At 53.0% G+C, this 15,887-nt stretch carries 20 protein-coding genes and 1 tRNA gene; 16 read left to right on the forward strand and 5 right to left on the reverse strand.

Translation table 11 applies throughout. From position 1 onward, the window contains the following. Window positions 1-220: 220 nt before the first annotated feature. From A7P97_RS07815 to A7P97_RS10210, 9 genes are all read left to right on the forward strand, one after another. Entirely contained in the window at window positions 221-2,422 is a 2,202-nt protein-coding gene (locus A7P97_RS07815) for a UvrD-helicase domain-containing protein (RefSeq protein WP_156497498.1), read from the forward strand. Between the two features lie 106 nt (window positions 2,423-2,528). Then, window positions 2,529-2,990, forward strand: coding sequence for an HIT family protein (locus A7P97_RS07820; RefSeq protein ID WP_125080036.1), 462 nt, complete (start codon window positions 2,529-2,531; stop codon window positions 2,988-2,990). A gap of 410 nt (window positions 2,991-3,400) precedes the next feature. Further along, window positions 3,401-4,006 carry a sigma-70 family RNA polymerase sigma factor gene (locus A7P97_RS07825; protein ID WP_067529334.1) on the forward strand — a complete coding sequence of 202 codons (606 nt, stop codon included), beginning with the start codon at window positions 3,401-3,403 and terminating at the stop codon, window positions 4,004-4,006. A gap of 13 nt (window positions 4,007-4,019) precedes the next feature. Further along, a complete protein-coding gene (locus tag A7P97_RS07830) occupies window positions 4,020-4,208 on the forward strand; it encodes a zf-HC2 domain-containing protein (protein ID WP_067529466.1) in 189 nt (62 codons plus the stop codon). 119 nt (window positions 4,209-4,327) lie between these two features. Further along, a tRNA-Phe gene (locus A7P97_RS07835) sits at window positions 4,328-4,403 on the forward strand. Window positions 4,404-4,603: 200 nt separating this feature from the next. Next, window positions 4,604-5,302: an integrase arm-type DNA-binding domain-containing protein gene (locus tag A7P97_RS07840; protein ID WP_067529336.1), complete on the forward strand. Its 699-nt coding sequence runs from the start codon at window positions 4,604-4,606 to the stop codon at window positions 5,300-5,302. Then, window positions 5,280-5,411: a hypothetical protein gene (locus A7P97_RS10900; protein ID WP_255361632.1), complete on the forward strand. Its 132-nt coding sequence runs from the start codon at window positions 5,280-5,282 to the stop codon at window positions 5,409-5,411. The genes A7P97_RS07840 and A7P97_RS10900 overlap by 23 nt, the downstream gene beginning before the upstream one ends. A gap of 420 nt (window positions 5,412-5,831) precedes the next feature. Then, window positions 5,832-6,185, forward strand: a complete 354-nt coding sequence (locus tag A7P97_RS07845) for a hypothetical protein (protein WP_067529337.1) — start codon at window positions 5,832-5,834, stop codon at window positions 6,183-6,185. A 515-nt stretch (window positions 6,186-6,700) separates the two neighbouring features. After that, window positions 6,701-6,862: a hypothetical protein gene (locus A7P97_RS10210; protein WP_156497499.1), complete on the forward strand. Its 162-nt coding sequence runs from the start codon at window positions 6,701-6,703 to the stop codon at window positions 6,860-6,862. A 703-nt stretch (window positions 6,863-7,565) separates the two neighbouring features. Here the strand turns inward: A7P97_RS10210 and rpsI are convergent. From rpsI to A7P97_RS11075, 4 genes are all read right to left on the reverse strand, one after another. Further along, the gene (rpsI, locus tag A7P97_RS07850) at window positions 7,566-7,958 is read right to left on the reverse strand and encodes a 30S ribosomal protein S9 (protein WP_067529340.1); all 393 of its coding nucleotides are present in this window, start codon (window positions 7,956-7,958) and stop codon (window positions 7,566-7,568) included. A 12-nt stretch (window positions 7,959-7,970) separates the two neighbouring features. Beyond that, window positions 7,971-8,399, reverse strand: a complete 429-nt coding sequence (gene rplM, locus A7P97_RS07855) for a 50S ribosomal protein L13 (RefSeq protein WP_067523970.1) — start codon at window positions 8,397-8,399, stop codon at window positions 7,971-7,973. 330 nt (window positions 8,400-8,729) lie between these two features. Beyond that, window positions 8,730-9,077 carry an alpha/beta hydrolase gene (locus tag A7P97_RS07860; RefSeq protein ID WP_369799498.1) on the reverse strand — a complete coding sequence of 116 codons (348 nt, stop codon included), beginning with the start codon at window positions 9,075-9,077 and terminating at the stop codon, window positions 8,730-8,732. Continuing rightward, entirely contained in the window at window positions 9,074-9,259 is a 186-nt protein-coding gene (locus A7P97_RS11075; RefSeq protein WP_369799499.1) for a hypothetical protein, read from the reverse strand. The genes A7P97_RS07860 and A7P97_RS11075 overlap by 4 nt, the downstream gene beginning before the upstream one ends. A gap of 275 nt (window positions 9,260-9,534) precedes the next feature. Here A7P97_RS11075 and pseB point away from each other — a divergent pair, with 275 nt between their 5' ends. The 7 genes from pseB (at window position 9,535) to A7P97_RS07890 (ending at window position 15,432) form a co-directional block, all read left to right on the forward strand. Further along, entirely contained in the window at window positions 9,535-10,533 is a 999-nt protein-coding gene (gene pseB, locus A7P97_RS07865) for a UDP-N-acetylglucosamine 4,6-dehydratase (inverting) (RefSeq protein ID WP_067529343.1), read from the forward strand. A 220-nt stretch (window positions 10,534-10,753) separates the two neighbouring features. After that, complete coding sequence (locus A7P97_RS10215) at window positions 10,754-11,194, forward strand: Sbal_3080 family lipoprotein (RefSeq protein WP_156497500.1); 441 nt, start codon at window positions 10,754-10,756, stop codon at window positions 11,192-11,194. 118 nt (window positions 11,195-11,312) lie between these two features. Next, complete coding sequence (gene pseC, locus A7P97_RS07870) at window positions 11,313-12,470, forward strand: UDP-4-amino-4,6-dideoxy-N-acetyl-beta-L-altrosamine transaminase (RefSeq protein WP_067529346.1); 1,158 nt, start codon at window positions 11,313-11,315, stop codon at window positions 12,468-12,470. A 191-nt stretch (window positions 12,471-12,661) separates the two neighbouring features. Continuing rightward, window positions 12,662-12,961, forward strand: a complete 300-nt coding sequence (locus A7P97_RS07875) for a hypothetical protein (RefSeq protein WP_067529348.1) — start codon at window positions 12,662-12,664, stop codon at window positions 12,959-12,961. 165 nt (window positions 12,962-13,126) lie between these two features. Continuing rightward, complete coding sequence (locus A7P97_RS07880; protein WP_231865687.1) at window positions 13,127-13,603, forward strand: histidine phosphatase family protein; 477 nt, start codon at window positions 13,127-13,129, stop codon at window positions 13,601-13,603. 105 nt (window positions 13,604-13,708) lie between these two features. Then, window positions 13,709-14,434, forward strand: coding sequence for a nitroreductase family protein (locus A7P97_RS07885; protein ID WP_067529349.1), 726 nt, complete (start codon window positions 13,709-13,711; stop codon window positions 14,432-14,434). Between the two features lie 230 nt (window positions 14,435-14,664). Beyond that, window positions 14,665-15,432 (forward strand): pseudaminic acid cytidylyltransferase, encoded by a 768-nt coding sequence (locus tag A7P97_RS07890; RefSeq protein WP_067524341.1) that lies wholly within the window; start codon window positions 14,665-14,667, stop codon window positions 15,430-15,432. Window positions 15,433-15,530: 98 nt separating this feature from the next. Here the strand turns inward: A7P97_RS07890 and A7P97_RS07895 are convergent, their stop codons facing one another. Continuing rightward, window positions 15,531-15,803, reverse strand: coding sequence for a GNAT family N-acetyltransferase (locus A7P97_RS07895; RefSeq protein ID WP_067529351.1), 273 nt, complete (start codon window positions 15,801-15,803; stop codon window positions 15,531-15,533). Window positions 15,804-15,887 lie beyond the last annotated feature (84 nt).

Here is a 15,887-nt window from a genome sequence, read left to right on the forward strand (position 1 = left end):
GTGTGAGTTGGAAAAGGAAGTGGGGATAAAGAAACGAGAGAGAAGAGGAGACGAAGAAATGGGTGAGGAATGGAACGAGGAAAGGAGAGAGGCTGCCTGAATGTTCGACTAGTCTCTCTTGCTTTGGAAAATTATTTAAGTTGAACCAACCTTGCAGGAGGAAACAAGAGTTTTGGTTATATAATCCACGCTTCTTCTAGGTATTCCAACACTTCAGATCGTGCTTGCATCAGCTCCACAAAACTCCCTACTTTCCGGCTTAAACAATGAGCAACTTTCCGCGGTAACTTGGCCGGCGCAATCTGCTTTGGTGCTGGCTGGTGCCGGCAGTGGTAAAACGAAAGTGCTTACTACCCGCATCGCCTGGCTATTGCATAGCGCCCAAGCTAGCCTACATTCGGTGATGGCGGTTACTTTCACTAATAAGGCTGCGAAAGAAATGTGTGCCCGGCTCGAAGCCATGTTGCCGCTTAATATTCGCGCTATGTGGCTGGGTACGTTCCATGGCCTGTGCTACCGATTTCTGCGTTTGCATCACAAAGAAGCTGGTCTGCCAGCTGCCTTCCAGATTTTAGACAGCAGTGATCAGCTCGCCCTGGTTAAACGCCTGCTCAAAGCCCTTAACATTTCCGAAGAAATCATTGCCCCACGTGTTTTGCAAGGCTTTATCAACGCACAAAAAGAAGCTGGCCTGCGCGCTGCCGCACTGCATGCTAGCAATCCGTTCGAGCGGCGCTTGACCGAATGCTATGCCGAATACGACCGCCTGTGCCGGCAGGAAGGAGTGCTAGATTTTGCCGAACTCATGTTGCGCAGCTACGAAGTGCTGCAAAGCAACGAGATTCTGCGCACCCACTACCAAAATCGCTTCAACCACATTTTGGTGGACGAATTTCAAGACACCAACAAACTGCAATACGATTGGCTCAAACTCTTGGCTGGTCAGCGCGCTGCCGTGTTTGCTGTGGGCGACGACGACCAAAGTATCTACCGTTTCCGTGGCGCGCGCGTGGGCAATATGGCCGACTTCATGCGCGAATTTCAGGTAGCCTCTCCCATCAAGCTGGAGCAGAACTACCGTTCGGTGGGCAACATCCTTGCTGCTGCCAATGCCGTGATTGCCCATAACGACGGCCGCTTGGGTAAAGACCTGCGCACTGAAGCCGAACATGGCGAAAAAATCCGCTTCCTTTCCGCCTTTACCGATGGGGAAGAAGCAGAATTCGTGGTGGAAGAAATCAAAGCCCTGTACCGCGACAGCATGGATTTGGCACAAACCGCCGTGCTCTACCGCAGCAACGCCCAGTCGCGCATTCTTGAGCAGACTCTGTTCCGTGCCGGCCTGCCCTATAAAATCTACGGCGGCCTGCGCTTTTATGAGCGGCAGGAGATCAAACACGCACTTGCTTATTTGCGGCTGGCGGTCAACCCTGACGACGATAACGCTCTATTGCGCGTCATCAACGTACCCGCACGCGGCATCGGCAGTCGTACGGTGGAAAACATTCAAGCCGCTGCTGCGCAGGAGGGCATACCGCTGTGGCAGGCAGCCTGCCGAGTGGCCGTGAAAAACGGCAAAGTGGCTGCCTTCGTTCGCCTGATTGAAAGCCTGCGTGGCTGCATCGGCCAAGTGGGGCTACCTGAAATTGTGGCCGAGGCCGTGCGCAGCAGCGGTCTGTATGAGTATTACCAAAACCAAAAAGCCGACTATCGAGACCGCTTAAACAACTTGGACGAACTCATTCGTGCGGCCGAAGAATTCCGCCCTGAAGACAGCACGTTTGAAATCCTGCCCGCCGATGCCGCAGAGAGCCCGGCATTCTCCGTGCTCGCCTTTTTGAGCAATGCCGCGCTTGAGTCCGGCGAAAACCAGGCTGCCGCCGATGAATCTGCCGTGCAGCTGATGACCGTACACGCTGCTAAAGGGCTGGAATTCGACGCCGTATTCCTCACCGGCATGGAAGAAGGCCGTTTCCCCAGCGAATTGAGTCTGGCCGAACACGGCGGGCTGGAAGAAGAGCGGCGGCTGATGTATGTGGCCATTACGCGCGCGCGGCAGCGGCTCTACATCAGCATGGCGCAACAGCGGATGTTGCACGGCCAAACTCATTTCGGCACCGTATCGCGCTTTGTGGAAGAAATTCCGCCCGATTTACTGCATTTGCTCACTCCCGTGCTCAAACCACGCTTCCCCGTGCCCGAAGGCCGGCCCCAACAGAGTAGGGCAGAGTGGGTTGCGCCGGTGGCGAAGCAGGATTACGACGGCTTCAACATCGGTCAAAATGTGCGGCACGCCAAATTCGGCACTGGTGTGATCATCGAAGGCGAACACAAAGCCGGCAGCGCCCGCCTCACCGTAAACTTTGGCAAGCAGGGCATCAAAGTGCTGGACACCAAGTTTGCCAAACTGGAAGCGGTATGAGTTTTCAGGTAGCCTTAAGGCTTGAAGCAAATTGCTTTAAAGGCTACCTGAAAAACATTAGCTTCAATGCAGCCAAAAAAATCCATTGATTATCAAGGAGAACACCATGTCCGCATACGACAGCAACAACATTTTTGCCAAAATCCTGCGTGGCGAAATCCCCAACCATACCGTGTACGAAGACGAAAAAGTCCTCGCCTTCCTCGACGTGATGCCGCAGGCGCGTGGCCATGTGTTGATTGTGCCGAAAACACAGGCTGTGGAGCTGACCGACCTGCCGCCGGAATACGCCCAAGCCGTGTTTGCTGCTGCCCAAAAAATCACTGCCGCCCAGCGCAAAGTTCTGCAGCGGCATGGCATCGTGCAAATGCAGCTTAACGGCCAAGAAGCCGGCCAGAGCGTGTTCCACTACCATATGCACCTGATTCCCGGGCATTTGTACGAGCTGGCGCAACACGAAGATAAAATGGCCGATCATGCAGAACTGGCCGTGCTGGCCGCCCAACTGCGTGAGGCCGTGGCAAAGTCGTGCTCCTATTCGGCAGCATATCGAAGCGGCGGCAATTAAATCGACTACATGCACAGCAGCATTCACGGCAAACCTGAAAAGTTTCAGGTAACCTTTTGGAAGAATCCAATTGAGTTGCTGAAGTTAGTGGCATAAGACCTCTTAAGAGTTGCCGAATATGAGCGCAGTTCAAGGCATTTCACCAAACACCTTCTTCTCCTCCCCTTACGGCGTTAGCTGTACTACTGTGCTTTCTGCAGCTCGTTGCTTTGCGGGGAGAAAGAATTTGTTTGGCTGTCGCAGCACAGGCATATCATTAGGTAGGTAAGCGATTGAGTAGCGCATAATGCCCTAAGTGCCCGTGGGAGGTAGTTTTTCAAAGGTCTTAGCATGTCAGAATGGCAGTAGCTAAATCGTCTAATCACAAAGTATGGGCTACTTGAAAGTTTCAGGTAGCCTTCCAAAGCAAAATGAAACCTAACCAAGCAGACCCCAATCATCACCTGGAACAGGTTTGGCAGCAGGCCGATGTTGCCGAACTGCGGCGCAAACTTCTACGTTTTGCCACCTTGCAACTACACGATGCCCAATGGGCGGAAGACGTGGTGCAAGACACCCTGCTGAAAGCTTTTGCCCGCCGGCAGCAGTTTCAAGCTGCCGCACAATGGCAAACGTGGGTGTTTGCTATTTTGCGTAACACCTTATTAGACAGCCTGCGCAGCCGACAAAACCGACTGCAATGGCAAGTGAGCAGCGAAGACGAGCAGTTTCTCGATGCCGTCCGCCGGCAGCAGTTTGACGAGAGCGGCCATTGGATGGACAGCGCCAACCCACAAGCATGGGCTTCTCCGGAAGACATCATCCGGCAGCAGGAATTTATGCATACTATGGAATACTGCCTCGAACAATTACCGGACAATACCGCGCGAGTATTTATGCTACGGGAGTTGATGGGGTTGGAAGTGGCTGAAATTTGTCAGCAAACCGGTATTAGCGCTGATAATTGCTACACCATTCTTTACCGCGCCCGCAACGGCCTGCGCCGCTGCTTGCAAAGCAACTGGTTAAATGGATAACGAGGGAACGATTATGCTGAAATGCCAACAAGCCGCAGAACTGATTTCGCTGCAACATGACCGCCCCTTGAGCCTTTGGGAACGTTGGCAGCTGCGACTGCATCTCCTAGTTTGCTCACCCTGCCAACGCTATCAGAAACAACTGGACACCATCAGTTTGGCAATGCACCATGTGCGGCAGAAACAGGCTGAAGATAAATAGTGAAAAGCTGCTTGAAAAAATATTTGATAAAATAATATGTTTGCTAATTGGCAATAATATTTTGCCGAAAAAGCTTGACTCAAATGTGGATAACTGGTGTAATAGCGAACTTCAAAAGTGGCCAGATAGCTCAGTTGGTAGAGCAACGGATTGAAAATCCGTGTGTCGGCAGTTCGATCCTGCCTCTGGCCACCACTAACCGCTTTTTAGCGGTTATTTTTTTGTCTAACGCCGTCTATCCAAATCTACAAGACCCAAGCCCAGCAAGGCTTCTAGCTATGTTTAGGGCTTGTTTTGGTATCTACCGCCGTCTATCCGAATTGCATTGAAGCAACAGAATTTTTACGGTATCTTTTACGGTATTTTGAAAATACCGCCGAAAAAATACCGTAAAAATGCCGCTAACCGACCGCCAAATCAAGAATACCAAGCCTGCCGACAAAGCTTACAAGCTGACCGACGGTAGCGGGCTGTATCTGCAAGTTACCCCTGCGGGCGGAAAATTATGGCGGTTTGATTACGCGATAGCCAATAAGCGAAAAACGCTATCAATCGGGAAATATCCCCTTATCTCCCTGCTTGAAGCGCGGGAAGCCGCCGAAAGCGCACGCCGCCTGCTGGCTGCCGGGCAAGACCCGGGCGAAGCCAAGAAGCAGGCCAAACAAGAGCGCATTGCCGCCCTGCAAAACACCTTCCGCAATTTGGCCGCCGAATGGTACGAACACCAGCGCGCCGGCTGGACGGCAGGCCATGCCGCTAAAGTGTGGCGCAGCTTCGAGGTAGATATTTTGCCCGCGCTTGGCAGCCTACCGATAGCGGAAATCCGCATTAAAGACGTGAAAGCAACCGTTGATGCGGTGGCCGCACGCGGTGCATTGGATACGGCGGCCAGCGTATTGCAGCGCATCAAAGCCGTATTCAATCACGCCATACGCACGGAGCGAGCCGAAAATAACCCCGCCGCCGCGCTAACCGGCACAATCAAACTTCCGACCGACTGCAAGCGTGGCTGGATAAGCGTATTGCGGCGACCCGCGCAAGGTATGCCAAGTTTTAACGGCGGATGGCTGGATGCGCAAAGACGGCAAGCATAACCGTATCAAGCTGCCGCGTAAGGCGGTGGAGCTGAACCTGTTTTGTGTGAAGCGGATGTATTGCTTTGTCGGGGACGTGCCGCCGGATGAGGCGGCAGAGCAAATTTGACGGTGCGCGTCGGGCGGATATGAGCCGGCAAGGCAAGCGTGGGGTGTGTGCATTTTTAACACCAGCTATCACACGCGCGAGAAGAATAAGTGGGGAAGGTGGGGACAGATTTAATATATAGCAGTTAATCAACATATAAATCAATAGGATATGTTGAAGTGTGCCGCTTATTGAAAAGTGGGGAAGGGGTGGGGACGCGGTGGGGAAGGTGGGGAAGCGTTTCAGGTAGCCTGCCCTTCCTGCCGGCTGGTGTCCCCAGCCCCTTCCCCACGCCTGTCCCCACCCCTTCCCCACCCCTTCCCCACCTAAGTACCTTTGTAATCTATTGATTATGTTTGGTTTCCCCACTTTCCCCACCATGTTTTGTATATATAGAAAAAATAAAATCAGGGTGTATTTTATAAATTCAGGAAAAACAATATGATAGACGGTATCGTTAGCGGTAGGCTGCAATTAAAGCCGAAAATGCTGAAAACCAAACGGGGAACAGACTACCTAATTGCGAAGCTGACGGTGTACGGCTACCGCAGCGGCAACCTGCCGGCTATCGAGCTGAACGCCGACTTAATCGCCTTCGATAAGCGGCTGTGTGGCAGGCTGATGGAATGTGAAGCCGGGCAGATAGTGAGCATAGCCGGCATTATCCGGCCGGCGGAGCAGGTAGAAATGGGCGGGCGGGAAATCGTGCTGAAGATTACGGCTAAGGCAATGGTGGACGGTTATTTGTATCGGCAGAGCCGGGGCAAGGGAAGGCTGTTTGATTTGATTGGCTGAAGCAGCAAGCGGAAAAAGGTACTCCGCCGCCTGCCCAAAACGCGGGTAGTTCTGACGGCAATTTTTGACAAGCGGGGCGGTGCTATGACTTCCTTCCTTGGTTTTGGCCTGCGGATAGGCAGGGGGGCATGAAAAGTTTGGAGCGATGCACTTCCTAGACCGCCCGCACTCTCATTCATATTTTTTATCCTGTTTTCAGGCTGGTTTGTTAAAGGTTTTCCGTTAAAATACGGGGATAAATCATTGTTTATTGTTTTAAAAGGGGTTTATTCTGCATAATCGCCGATTGGAAAATCAGCGTGAACATTGCGGGAAAGGGATTAACCCCTGCTGCCCATTCCTGCCGGCTACCGAACCAACAAAGCAGGCTACCTGAAAAAAATGCGACCCTTACCCGGAAGCAGCCGATGCACCCGAGGCGAACGGCGGCAGGGCTTATTGGCTACCCCTTACTACACCCTGCCATATCCCCTGCGCTAGATAACCATCAAAGCCGATAAAGGATAGCCGTAGCCATGCAGACCGCCCAGCCCGATACCAGCGAATGCGGCCAAGCCATGCGCCTGCCGGCAGATTGGCAGGGTTTCAATGCTGCTGCCTGCGAATTGGTAGATGAGAGCATAGAGCGCGCCCAAGACAGCCAAGGGCGCGATGTATTCGCCGATTGGCAGGAATAGCCGCTATGCGGCGCTGTGCAGCGGTTTGGCTAGAATGGGCGTTGGCTGATAGCCTTAATGTAGGCGGTTGTGTTGTGCCGTGCTATTGCTTAGGCAGCGTATTTGGTAGAATGGACGGGATAGCTGCTGAAAATTGGGCTGCCTGAAAACTGTGTCTAAAAATGTCTAAAAGTCCAAAAAAAGCTTAGACATTGCAAATTGGGGGTATTTTTGGGGGTATTTTCGGTTTTTTGAGATTTCGCCCTTTTATATTTCAATAAGTTATCTACCCATTTCGATAGAGCCTCTGCGGTTATTTTTTTGTCTAACGCCTCTACGGCAATCTCCCAAATCCAAGACCAGCAAGGCTTTCAGTCATGTTTGGAGTTTGTTCAGTATCTATCGCGGATTATCCGGGTGTCATTGAAACGACAGAATTTTTGGGGGTATATTTGGGATATTCTAGAAATACTTTCGAAAAATGCCCCTTATAATGAACCGACAACTAAGTTGATCGTACCAAGTTTAGTTATAACACGGTGGTGAGTATAGGCATACAAATAGGTAAGCGATAAGTGAGCCGGCAGCAAACAAAGAAAGTAGGCATGTGTCACAAACAACGTTTTTCAAGTATCTAAGGCTACCGAGAATTTTCAGGTAGCATTAGATACTTGCATATAAATAAAGAGCCGGGGAAACCGGCTCTTCTGCAATATAAAACGAATTAACGTTTGGAGAACTGTTTGGCGCGCCGTGCTTTGCGCAGACCGAATTTCTTACGCTCCACTTCGCGGGCATCACGGGTAACGAAGCCGGCTTGGGAGAGGGCAGATTTCAAGCCTGCATCGTAGTCGATCAGGGCGCGGGTGATGCCGTGACGGATGGCGCCGGATTGGCCGGTTTCACCGCCGCCGCACACGTTTACCATAATATCGAATGCTTCAGTATTTTCGGTCAGAACCAAAGGCTGGCGAACCACCATGCGGCTGGTTTCACGGGCGAAAAATTCGTCAACGGGGCGACCATTTACCACAATCTGACCGGAACCTTTTTGCAGGAACACACGGGCTACAGAACTCTTGCGACGGCCAGTGCCGTAGTAGTATTTACCGTTCATAAAATGGTGTCCTTAAATTTCCAATACTTTGGGTTGTTGGGAGGCATGCCGGTGTTCGCTGCCAGCGTACACTTTCAGTTTGCGGATCATGGCGTAGCCCAAGGGGCCTTTGGGCAACATGCCTTTAACGGCTTGCTCCAGAGCACGGCCGGGGAATTTGTCTTGCATTTCCCGGAAAGTGCGCTGGTAGATACCACCGGGGAAACCAGAGTGACGGTAGTAAATTTTGCCTTCGTTTTTATCACCGGTAACACGCAGTTTGTCGGCATTAACTACAATGATGTAGTCGCCAGTATCTACGTGCGGGGTGTATTCGGGCTTGTGTTTGCCACGCAAGCGACGGGCGACTTCGGTAGCCACGCGACCCAGAACTTTATCTTGGGCATCAATGACATACCATTCGCGCTTCACCTCGTGCGGTTTGGCTGAGAAGGTTTTCATAGCAGGAAAATCCAAATTAATATAAGAAAATTTCAATTCTAAAGATTAAGCAGTTTACTGTCAATGTTTATCCAGGTGGAAACGGAATTTATGGCGTAATCTCTATACATTGTTGCAGTAAGGCGGGTTAGGGAGGAAGGCTGTATATATGGATAGGCTTTCAATTTTGACCGCGGTTTGACATTGTTTGGCTAGGTGTGGGTGCGGGTAAAGTCAATTTATTTCAATAGATTAGATTTATCCTGTGTTGATCTGATTTGGTGCATGGAAAACGTGACAAGGAGTGTAGAGGCTACCTGAAAACCGTATTGCCCGTAGCACCAAGGAATATTAGTCATCCCACAACATTTCCTGCATCAGCCACATGCCCCATTGCCAGCCGCCCAAGCGGTGGTTGAGGTGGCCGGACTGCGGTGCGCGAAACAGCCTGGCTTGCCACATGATGGCGGTATCGTTTACCCAGTCGGTTGGACACAGCGGATTTTCATCTTGCCCGATTATTAAAGCTGCTTTGCAGTTGGTGCGGGCGCGTTGCAGGGTATGCCATTCATCATCTATACAGGCAGATTGCAGGGGGGAGGCCAAGATCATGCCACGGATGCGTTGCTGGCCGCGCATACTGTTTTGGAACTGCCAGGCCATCACGGCAGGTACGCCTGCACCGTGTGCCACAATCATGGCCTGGCCAGGGATAAGCTGCCACGCTGTGTTGATTTTACTTGCCATTGGGCAATACCCTCATCGGCAGCGCAGGATACCTGTTGCACCAGCGGATAGCTGCGTGCCCAAATATCTATCCACATTTCCGGCTCGGCAGCGTCACGCACGAGGAGCAGGGTAAGGTCTTGAGCGGCAGACATAGGCGGTAGGATGGAGTAGGGGGAAAAGCATCATTGTAATGTATGGCCATTCCAAAGAGGAGTGAGGCGGGGTGAATCTATGCTGTTATTTCCCTTTGGCACAGATGTAAGTTGAGCTTGGCGAGGCTGTGCTGTTGCTTTTCAGGTAGCCTATGGCACGATAGAAGCCGCCGAATGCCGGTGCTATAATCCGCCACTTCATATTATGCTGTTTCCATTAAGATGATTTTGCGGTGGAACCAGCTATCCTATTAAGCCAAAACAACAGGTTATCCATGCTTTCTAACTCCACCATCCTCGTAACCGGCGGCACCGGCTCGTTCGGCAACACCTTCGTGCCCATGACCCTGGCCAAATACAATCCCAAAAAAATCATCATCTTCTCCCGCGACGAAATGAAGCAGTGGGAAATGGCGAAAAAATTTCAGGGCGACAAATGCGTGCGCTTCTTCATCGGCGACGTGCGCGACAAAGACCGCCTGTACCGCGCGCTTGACGGCGTGGATTACGTCGTCCATGCCGCCGCCACCAAAATCGTCCCCACCGCCGAATATAACCCGTTCGAATGCGTGAAAACCAACATCAACGGCGCAATGAACCTGATTGACGCCTGCATCGACAAAGGTGTGAAGCGCGTCGTCGCCCTGTCCACCGACAAAGCCAGCAGCCCCGTCAATTTATACGGCGCCACCAAGCTCGCCAGCGACAAACTCTTCGTGGCCGGCAACGCCTATTCCGGCGAACACGGCTGCCGCTTCGCCGTGGTGCGCTACGGCAACGTGATGGGCTCGCGCGGCTCGGTGATACCGTTTTTCCTCACCCAGCGCGCACGCGGCACACTGCCGATTACCGACCCGCGCATGACCCGCTTCATGATTTCGCTTGAACAGGGCGTGGAGCTGGTGTGGCACGCGTTTGACGACATGGTGGGCGGCGAAATTTATGTGAAAAAAATCCCGTCCATGAACATTTGCGATTTGGCCGCCGCCGTTGCCCCCGAATGCGCGCAGGAAACCGTCGGCATCCGCCCCGGCGAAAAACTGCACGAGCAGATGATTGGCGCGGAAGACTCGTTCCACACCTACGAATACCCCGAACACTTCAAAATCCTGCCCGCCATCAACGGCTGGGACGAAACGCCCGAGCGCATCAAAAACGGCGTGAAAGTGCCCGAAGGCTTCGTGTATGCCAGCGACAACAACACGGAATGGATGACGCGCGAGGAATTGCAGGCGTGGATTGAGGCGAACAAAGAGAAAATCGGCGCGATTTGATAGAGAAGGCTACCTGAAAGAGAAGCTTCAATGAAGTTAAAACTAGTTGAACAATTTTCAGGTAGCCTGATTTTATGATGGAGACATTTAAAGGAGAAAATTATGTATTCAAATCAAAAGAGAATTTTGGCAGCATTGCTAGGAGCAACCATCCTTTCTGCATGTACATCGATTACGGTTCAACCTGTTAGTGCGGCTGAGGGTATCAGGGAAATCTGTATTGAGAATAACCCGCGTGTGCAGGTTAGAGATTTTGTTAGCGTACTGCAAAATCGGTTGGCATATCATAAATATTCAGTCGCAAGTTGTAGAAAATAAATCAGCACAAGGTTGTGTTTATTCTATGACTTATACTGCTTTACGTTCTTGGGACGTAACTACTTACCTATCTCATGCCGAATTATATCTTTGGAAAGAAGGAAGACAAATTGCGCAAGCAGAATATCATTTGCGTGGAGGCGGTGGTCTTGCATTGACAAAATTTGCTTCCACACAAACCAAAATGGAACCTGTCATTGATCAATTGTTAGGACGAAGTGGTGTAAAACAAGGTGCTCCTACAACAGTTACTCAGCCACGAGTTTCCGTTCCTATGCAGCAGCAACCTCAGCAAATAGAGCAGGAGCAGCCGATGATAAACGAGAATATGGGCAGTAATTAAAACCTAATTTCAGGTAGCCTGCATCCGTAAAGGCTGCCTGAAAATAAAATCCCAGCAGCTACGCATCAGAAAAGCCATTTCCACAATAAACCCATCTATCCAACTAAAGGACTCCCCCATGATCCCCTATGGCCGCCAAACTATTTCTGAAGCCGACATAGCCGCCGTTGTGCGCGTGCTCCAATCCGACTTCCTCACCCAAGGCCCGCAAGTGCCTGCCTTTGAAGACAGCCTGAAAAACTACTGCGGAGCGCAGCATGCCGTGGCCGTAAACAGCGCCACTTCTGCCCTGCATCTCGCCTGCCTTGCCCTCGGCTTAGGCAAAGGCGACAGCCTGTGGACATCTCCCATCACCTTCACCGCCTCCGCCAACTGTGCCCGCTATTGCGGTGCTGATGTGGATTTTGTAGACATTGATCCGCACACGCTGAATATGTCCCCCACTGCGCTGGAAGCCAAGCTGAAAGCGGCCAAAGTTTCAGGTAGCCTGCCCAAAATCGTTGTGCCGGTTCACTTTTCGGGTGAACCCTGTGATATGCGGAAAATCCACGCATTATCCAAAGAATACGGCTTCAAAATCATCGAAGATGCCTCCCATGCCGTTGGCGGCAGTTATCAGGGCGGCAAAGTTGGCAACTGCCAATATAGCGACATCACCGTATTCAGTTTTCACCCCGTCAAAATCATCACCACCGCCGAAGGCGGCGCAGCCCTCACCAACAGCCCAGAGCTTGCCGCTAAACTCGCCCTGCTGCGCAGCCACGGCATTACCCGCAATCCCGAAGAAATGACCCAAGATCCGGATGGGGCTTGGTATTACCAGCAAATCGACCTCGGCTACAACTACCGTATGACCGAACTGCAAGCTGCCCTCGGCGTGAGCCAGATGACCCGCATCGACGAATTCGTCGCCCGCCGCCACGAGCTTGCCGTGCGATACGACCGCCTGCTTGCCCACCTGCCGCTCGTCTTGCCGTACCGACATCCAGAAAGCCGCTCCGCCTTGCATCTCTACCCCGTACAAGTCCGCGCCGACAGCGGCAAAACCCGCCGCCAAGTGTTCGACTTTCTGCGGCAAAATGGCATCGGCGCCAACGTGCACTATATTCCCGTCCACACCCAGCCCTACTACCGCCAATACTTCGGCTTCAAACCGGGCGACTTCCCTGCTGCCGAAGCCTACTACGCCGGCACAATCAGTATTCCGCTGTATTTTGATCTGACTGAAGCCGAACAGGATAAAGTGGCAGAAGTGTTGGAACGGGCTTTCAGGTAGCCTTTGGCAGCGAGGGGAGGCAGCCTGAAAACGAGGTTTCCGCAGGAAGATGAGTTTCTGCAAAGCTAAAATTTCTGCTGCCTGAGAGAACAATCATGACAAATAAAGCATTATGGATATTACTGGCCTGCACGGTATTTGCTGCCCGGGCCGAGCCTCTGTCGCCTGAGTAAGAACGTGGTTATGCGCTTATGGTTGCAGCCATGCTCGGGCAGGCACATCAGGCATTGGTGCTGTGCGGCCTGTCGCAGGGAAACGACCCATTTTTTGCCGAGGGCAACCCCATTCAGCAAAACATGGTGATTCATATGAATCGCGTAGCGCCTGACGACAAAGCTTTTCTACAAATGTTTTACCAGACGTATCAAGATGCATTCCGCCGGTCCAATCCCGATTTTTCGCCTGAAAAATGTGGTCATTTGGATGAGGAAGCCGTGAATCGGGAAAAGCAGCGTTTGCTGGATCGGTTTGCTGCACCGTTTGGCAGATAGCAACAGCCGTAAGATATGTGTGTGAGCAAGCTTCCCCCTGCTTGCTGATGAAGAGGTCTTGACGCAGACAAGACTGTTCATGTTCAGGTAGCCTTTATTAAAGTATAAAGGCTACCTGAAAACGAACGTAGTGCACTTCTACACAGCATAACTTCAAGCCGCCCGGTGTTCGTATCCCAAATGTGCCGCACCCGCGAAACCCCCTATTGCCGGCACTACGGCATCGAGCCCGCTGAGTTGCCCTGTTTAAACGAATTTTCCTATCTGCCATTCGATTTGATCGCCAAGCTCAGCCCTAGCGAGTGCAAGCCTATTGCCCAAGCTTATTGGCAGCGCGGCGATGTGGACGAGCGAGTGGGGCAGGGCGCAGACAGCTTTGCCGATTTCGATACACGGCTGGAAGCGTTTTTACAGCAATGGCATCAGTTGCCAGATGGCAGCTTATTGTTCGGCCACGGCATTTGGATTGCCTTATTGGCCTGGAAACTTTTAGGCTTTCAGGTAGCCTCTCCTGCTGATATGGCTGCCTTCCGTGCCTTTCAAACCGCCCTGCCTATGCCGAATACCGCCGTGTGGACGCTCTCCGGCAGCTGCCGAGAAGATTTGCGGCTGGTGTTTCAAAGCGGCCTGGTGGCAGAGTAAGGCGCCGAATGGTGCAAGGTTACCGCCTTGCGCTTGCCAAGGATTAATGCAATCATTTTAGGCATTGTTTAAAATAATGTTTTCAGGCTACCTGAAGGAGTAATCATGACCATGCAACAAGCCCTTGAACGCCGCCGCTCCGTGCGCCACTACGGCGATGCGCCCATTGATGCCGACACCGTGCGCCAATGCCTGCGCCTCGCCCAGCTGGCCCCCAGCAGCTCCAATATGCAGCTTTACGAGTTCTACCACATCACCGATGCCGCCGTGTTAAAGCAGCTTGCTGCTGCCTGCCTCGGCCAAAAAGCGGCCACTACCGCGCCGCAGATGGTAGTGTTCGTTACCCGCCAAGACCTGCACCGCAGCCGCGCCCAAACCGTGCTCGATTTTGAGCGCGGCAACATCCAACGCAACAGCCCGCCGGAAAAACAGGCCAAACGCATTCAGGCGGAAGAAGGCTACCGCAATAAGCTCATGCCCTTTGTTTACGCCCGCTGCTTCGGCCTGCTCGGCGCGTTCCGCAAAATGTTGGCATGGAGCATCGGCCTGTTCCGCCCGATGATGCGTGACGTGTCTGAAGCCGATATGCGTATCGTCGTACACAAAAGCTGCGGCTTGGCGGCGCAAACCTTTATGCTCGCCATGGCCGAAGCGGGCTACGACACCTGCCCGATGGAAGGGCTGGACAGCCACCGCGTGAAACGCATCCTGAACCTGCCGCGCGGCGCAGGAATCAATATGGTTGTTTCCTGCGGCATCCGTAAAGAAGGCCACGGCATTTGGGGCGAACGCTACCGCCTGCCGTTTGACGAGGTGTATCGGCATATTTGAAGCGCCGCCCACAAATTTGAGGCTACCTGAAAAGTTTCAGGTAGCCTTTTTGATAGACGGGCGGATTTTATATTTGCCAAGCCCCGCCGAAACCCCTGTTGCAGCCACCGCAATCCCTGCCTACGCACATCGCAAACCGCTGCGGCGGGCTGCCCAAATCAGCTATAATCCCCGCCTTAATAAACCGTATGCGCCACGCCTTCCCAAAGGCCGGCAGAAACCGCGATTCCATGACCCTATGCATCATTCCCGCCCGCGGCGGCAGCAAACGCATTCCGCGCAAAAACATCAAGCCATTCAACGGCAAGCCGATGCTTGTCTATTCCGTCGAAGCGGCGCTGGAGAGCGGCTGCTTTGCGCGTGTGGCGGTGTCGACCGATGATGAAGAAATCGCCGCCGTGGCGCGGCAATACGGCGCGGAAACCCCGTTTGTGCGCCCGCCCGAGCTGGCGGATGATTTCGCCACCACCGGCGCCGTGATGCGTCATGCCGTTGCCACGCTGCTGGCGGAGAGGCTACCTGAAAGTGAGCGCGGCGGGTTGTTGCACGGCAAAAGCGGGCAGCCGGATTGTTCAGCTAGCCTCAAACCAACCTTGCCCGAAGTCTGCTGCCTGTATGCCACCGCCCCATTCGTGCGCCCTGCCGACCTACAACGCGGGCTGGATACGCTGCGCCGAAGCGGCGGCGATTATGCTTTTTCGGTAACCGATTTCCCCTTTCCTATCCAGCGTGCCCTGCGGCTGGACGGGCAGGGCGGCGTGTCGATGTTTCAGCCGGAAAATTTTGCCGTGCGCTCGCAAGATTTGGAGCATGCTTGGCACGATGCGGGGCAGTTTTATTGGGGCAATGCCGAGGCTTGGCTGGCGGAAAAACCGATTTTCAACAGCCGTGCCGCTGCCGTGAAACTGCCGCGCTATCGTGTGCAGGATATTGATACGCCGGAAGATTGGGCGCGGGCGGAAATGATGTGGCGGGTGTTGCAGGAGATGGGCGGTTAGCCGGATTAGCAAATCCCGCTGCGCCTTTTGCCGGGTAGAAGCTCGCGACAATCGCTTTGGCTACGCAGAAGCCCGCTGCGTCCGTTTTCAGGTAGCCTTTAGGCTTCCAAATCGGCAAATTCCGGATGAAAGGCGAGATAGCCGATTACGAACGGGCAGTCGCTGCGGATTTTCACGCCCTGCCGCCGCGCTTCTTCCAGCGCGGTGCGGACGATGTCGGCAGCGATGCCGCACCCGTAAGGGCTGGCCGGTGCTTCGGTGTGCAACAGCTGCCAGATGCCGCCTTCGACTCGGTAGGACACATAATAGGTTGCGCCGTGTTCGGTGTATTCGAAGCGTTGCGCGGCTGGGTTGTGGGTGATGGTGCGCATATATGGTTTTCCTGTTTTCAGGTAGCCTGTGTTTTTGCTACGCAGAAAGCTGCGTTCGCTTTCAGGTAGCCTTTGATTAAAGAA

It is taken from the genome of Eikenella sp. NML070372, assembly GCF_001648415.1.
Classification (GTDB): domain Bacteria; phylum Pseudomonadota; class Gammaproteobacteria; order Burkholderiales; family Neisseriaceae; genus Eikenella; species Eikenella exigua.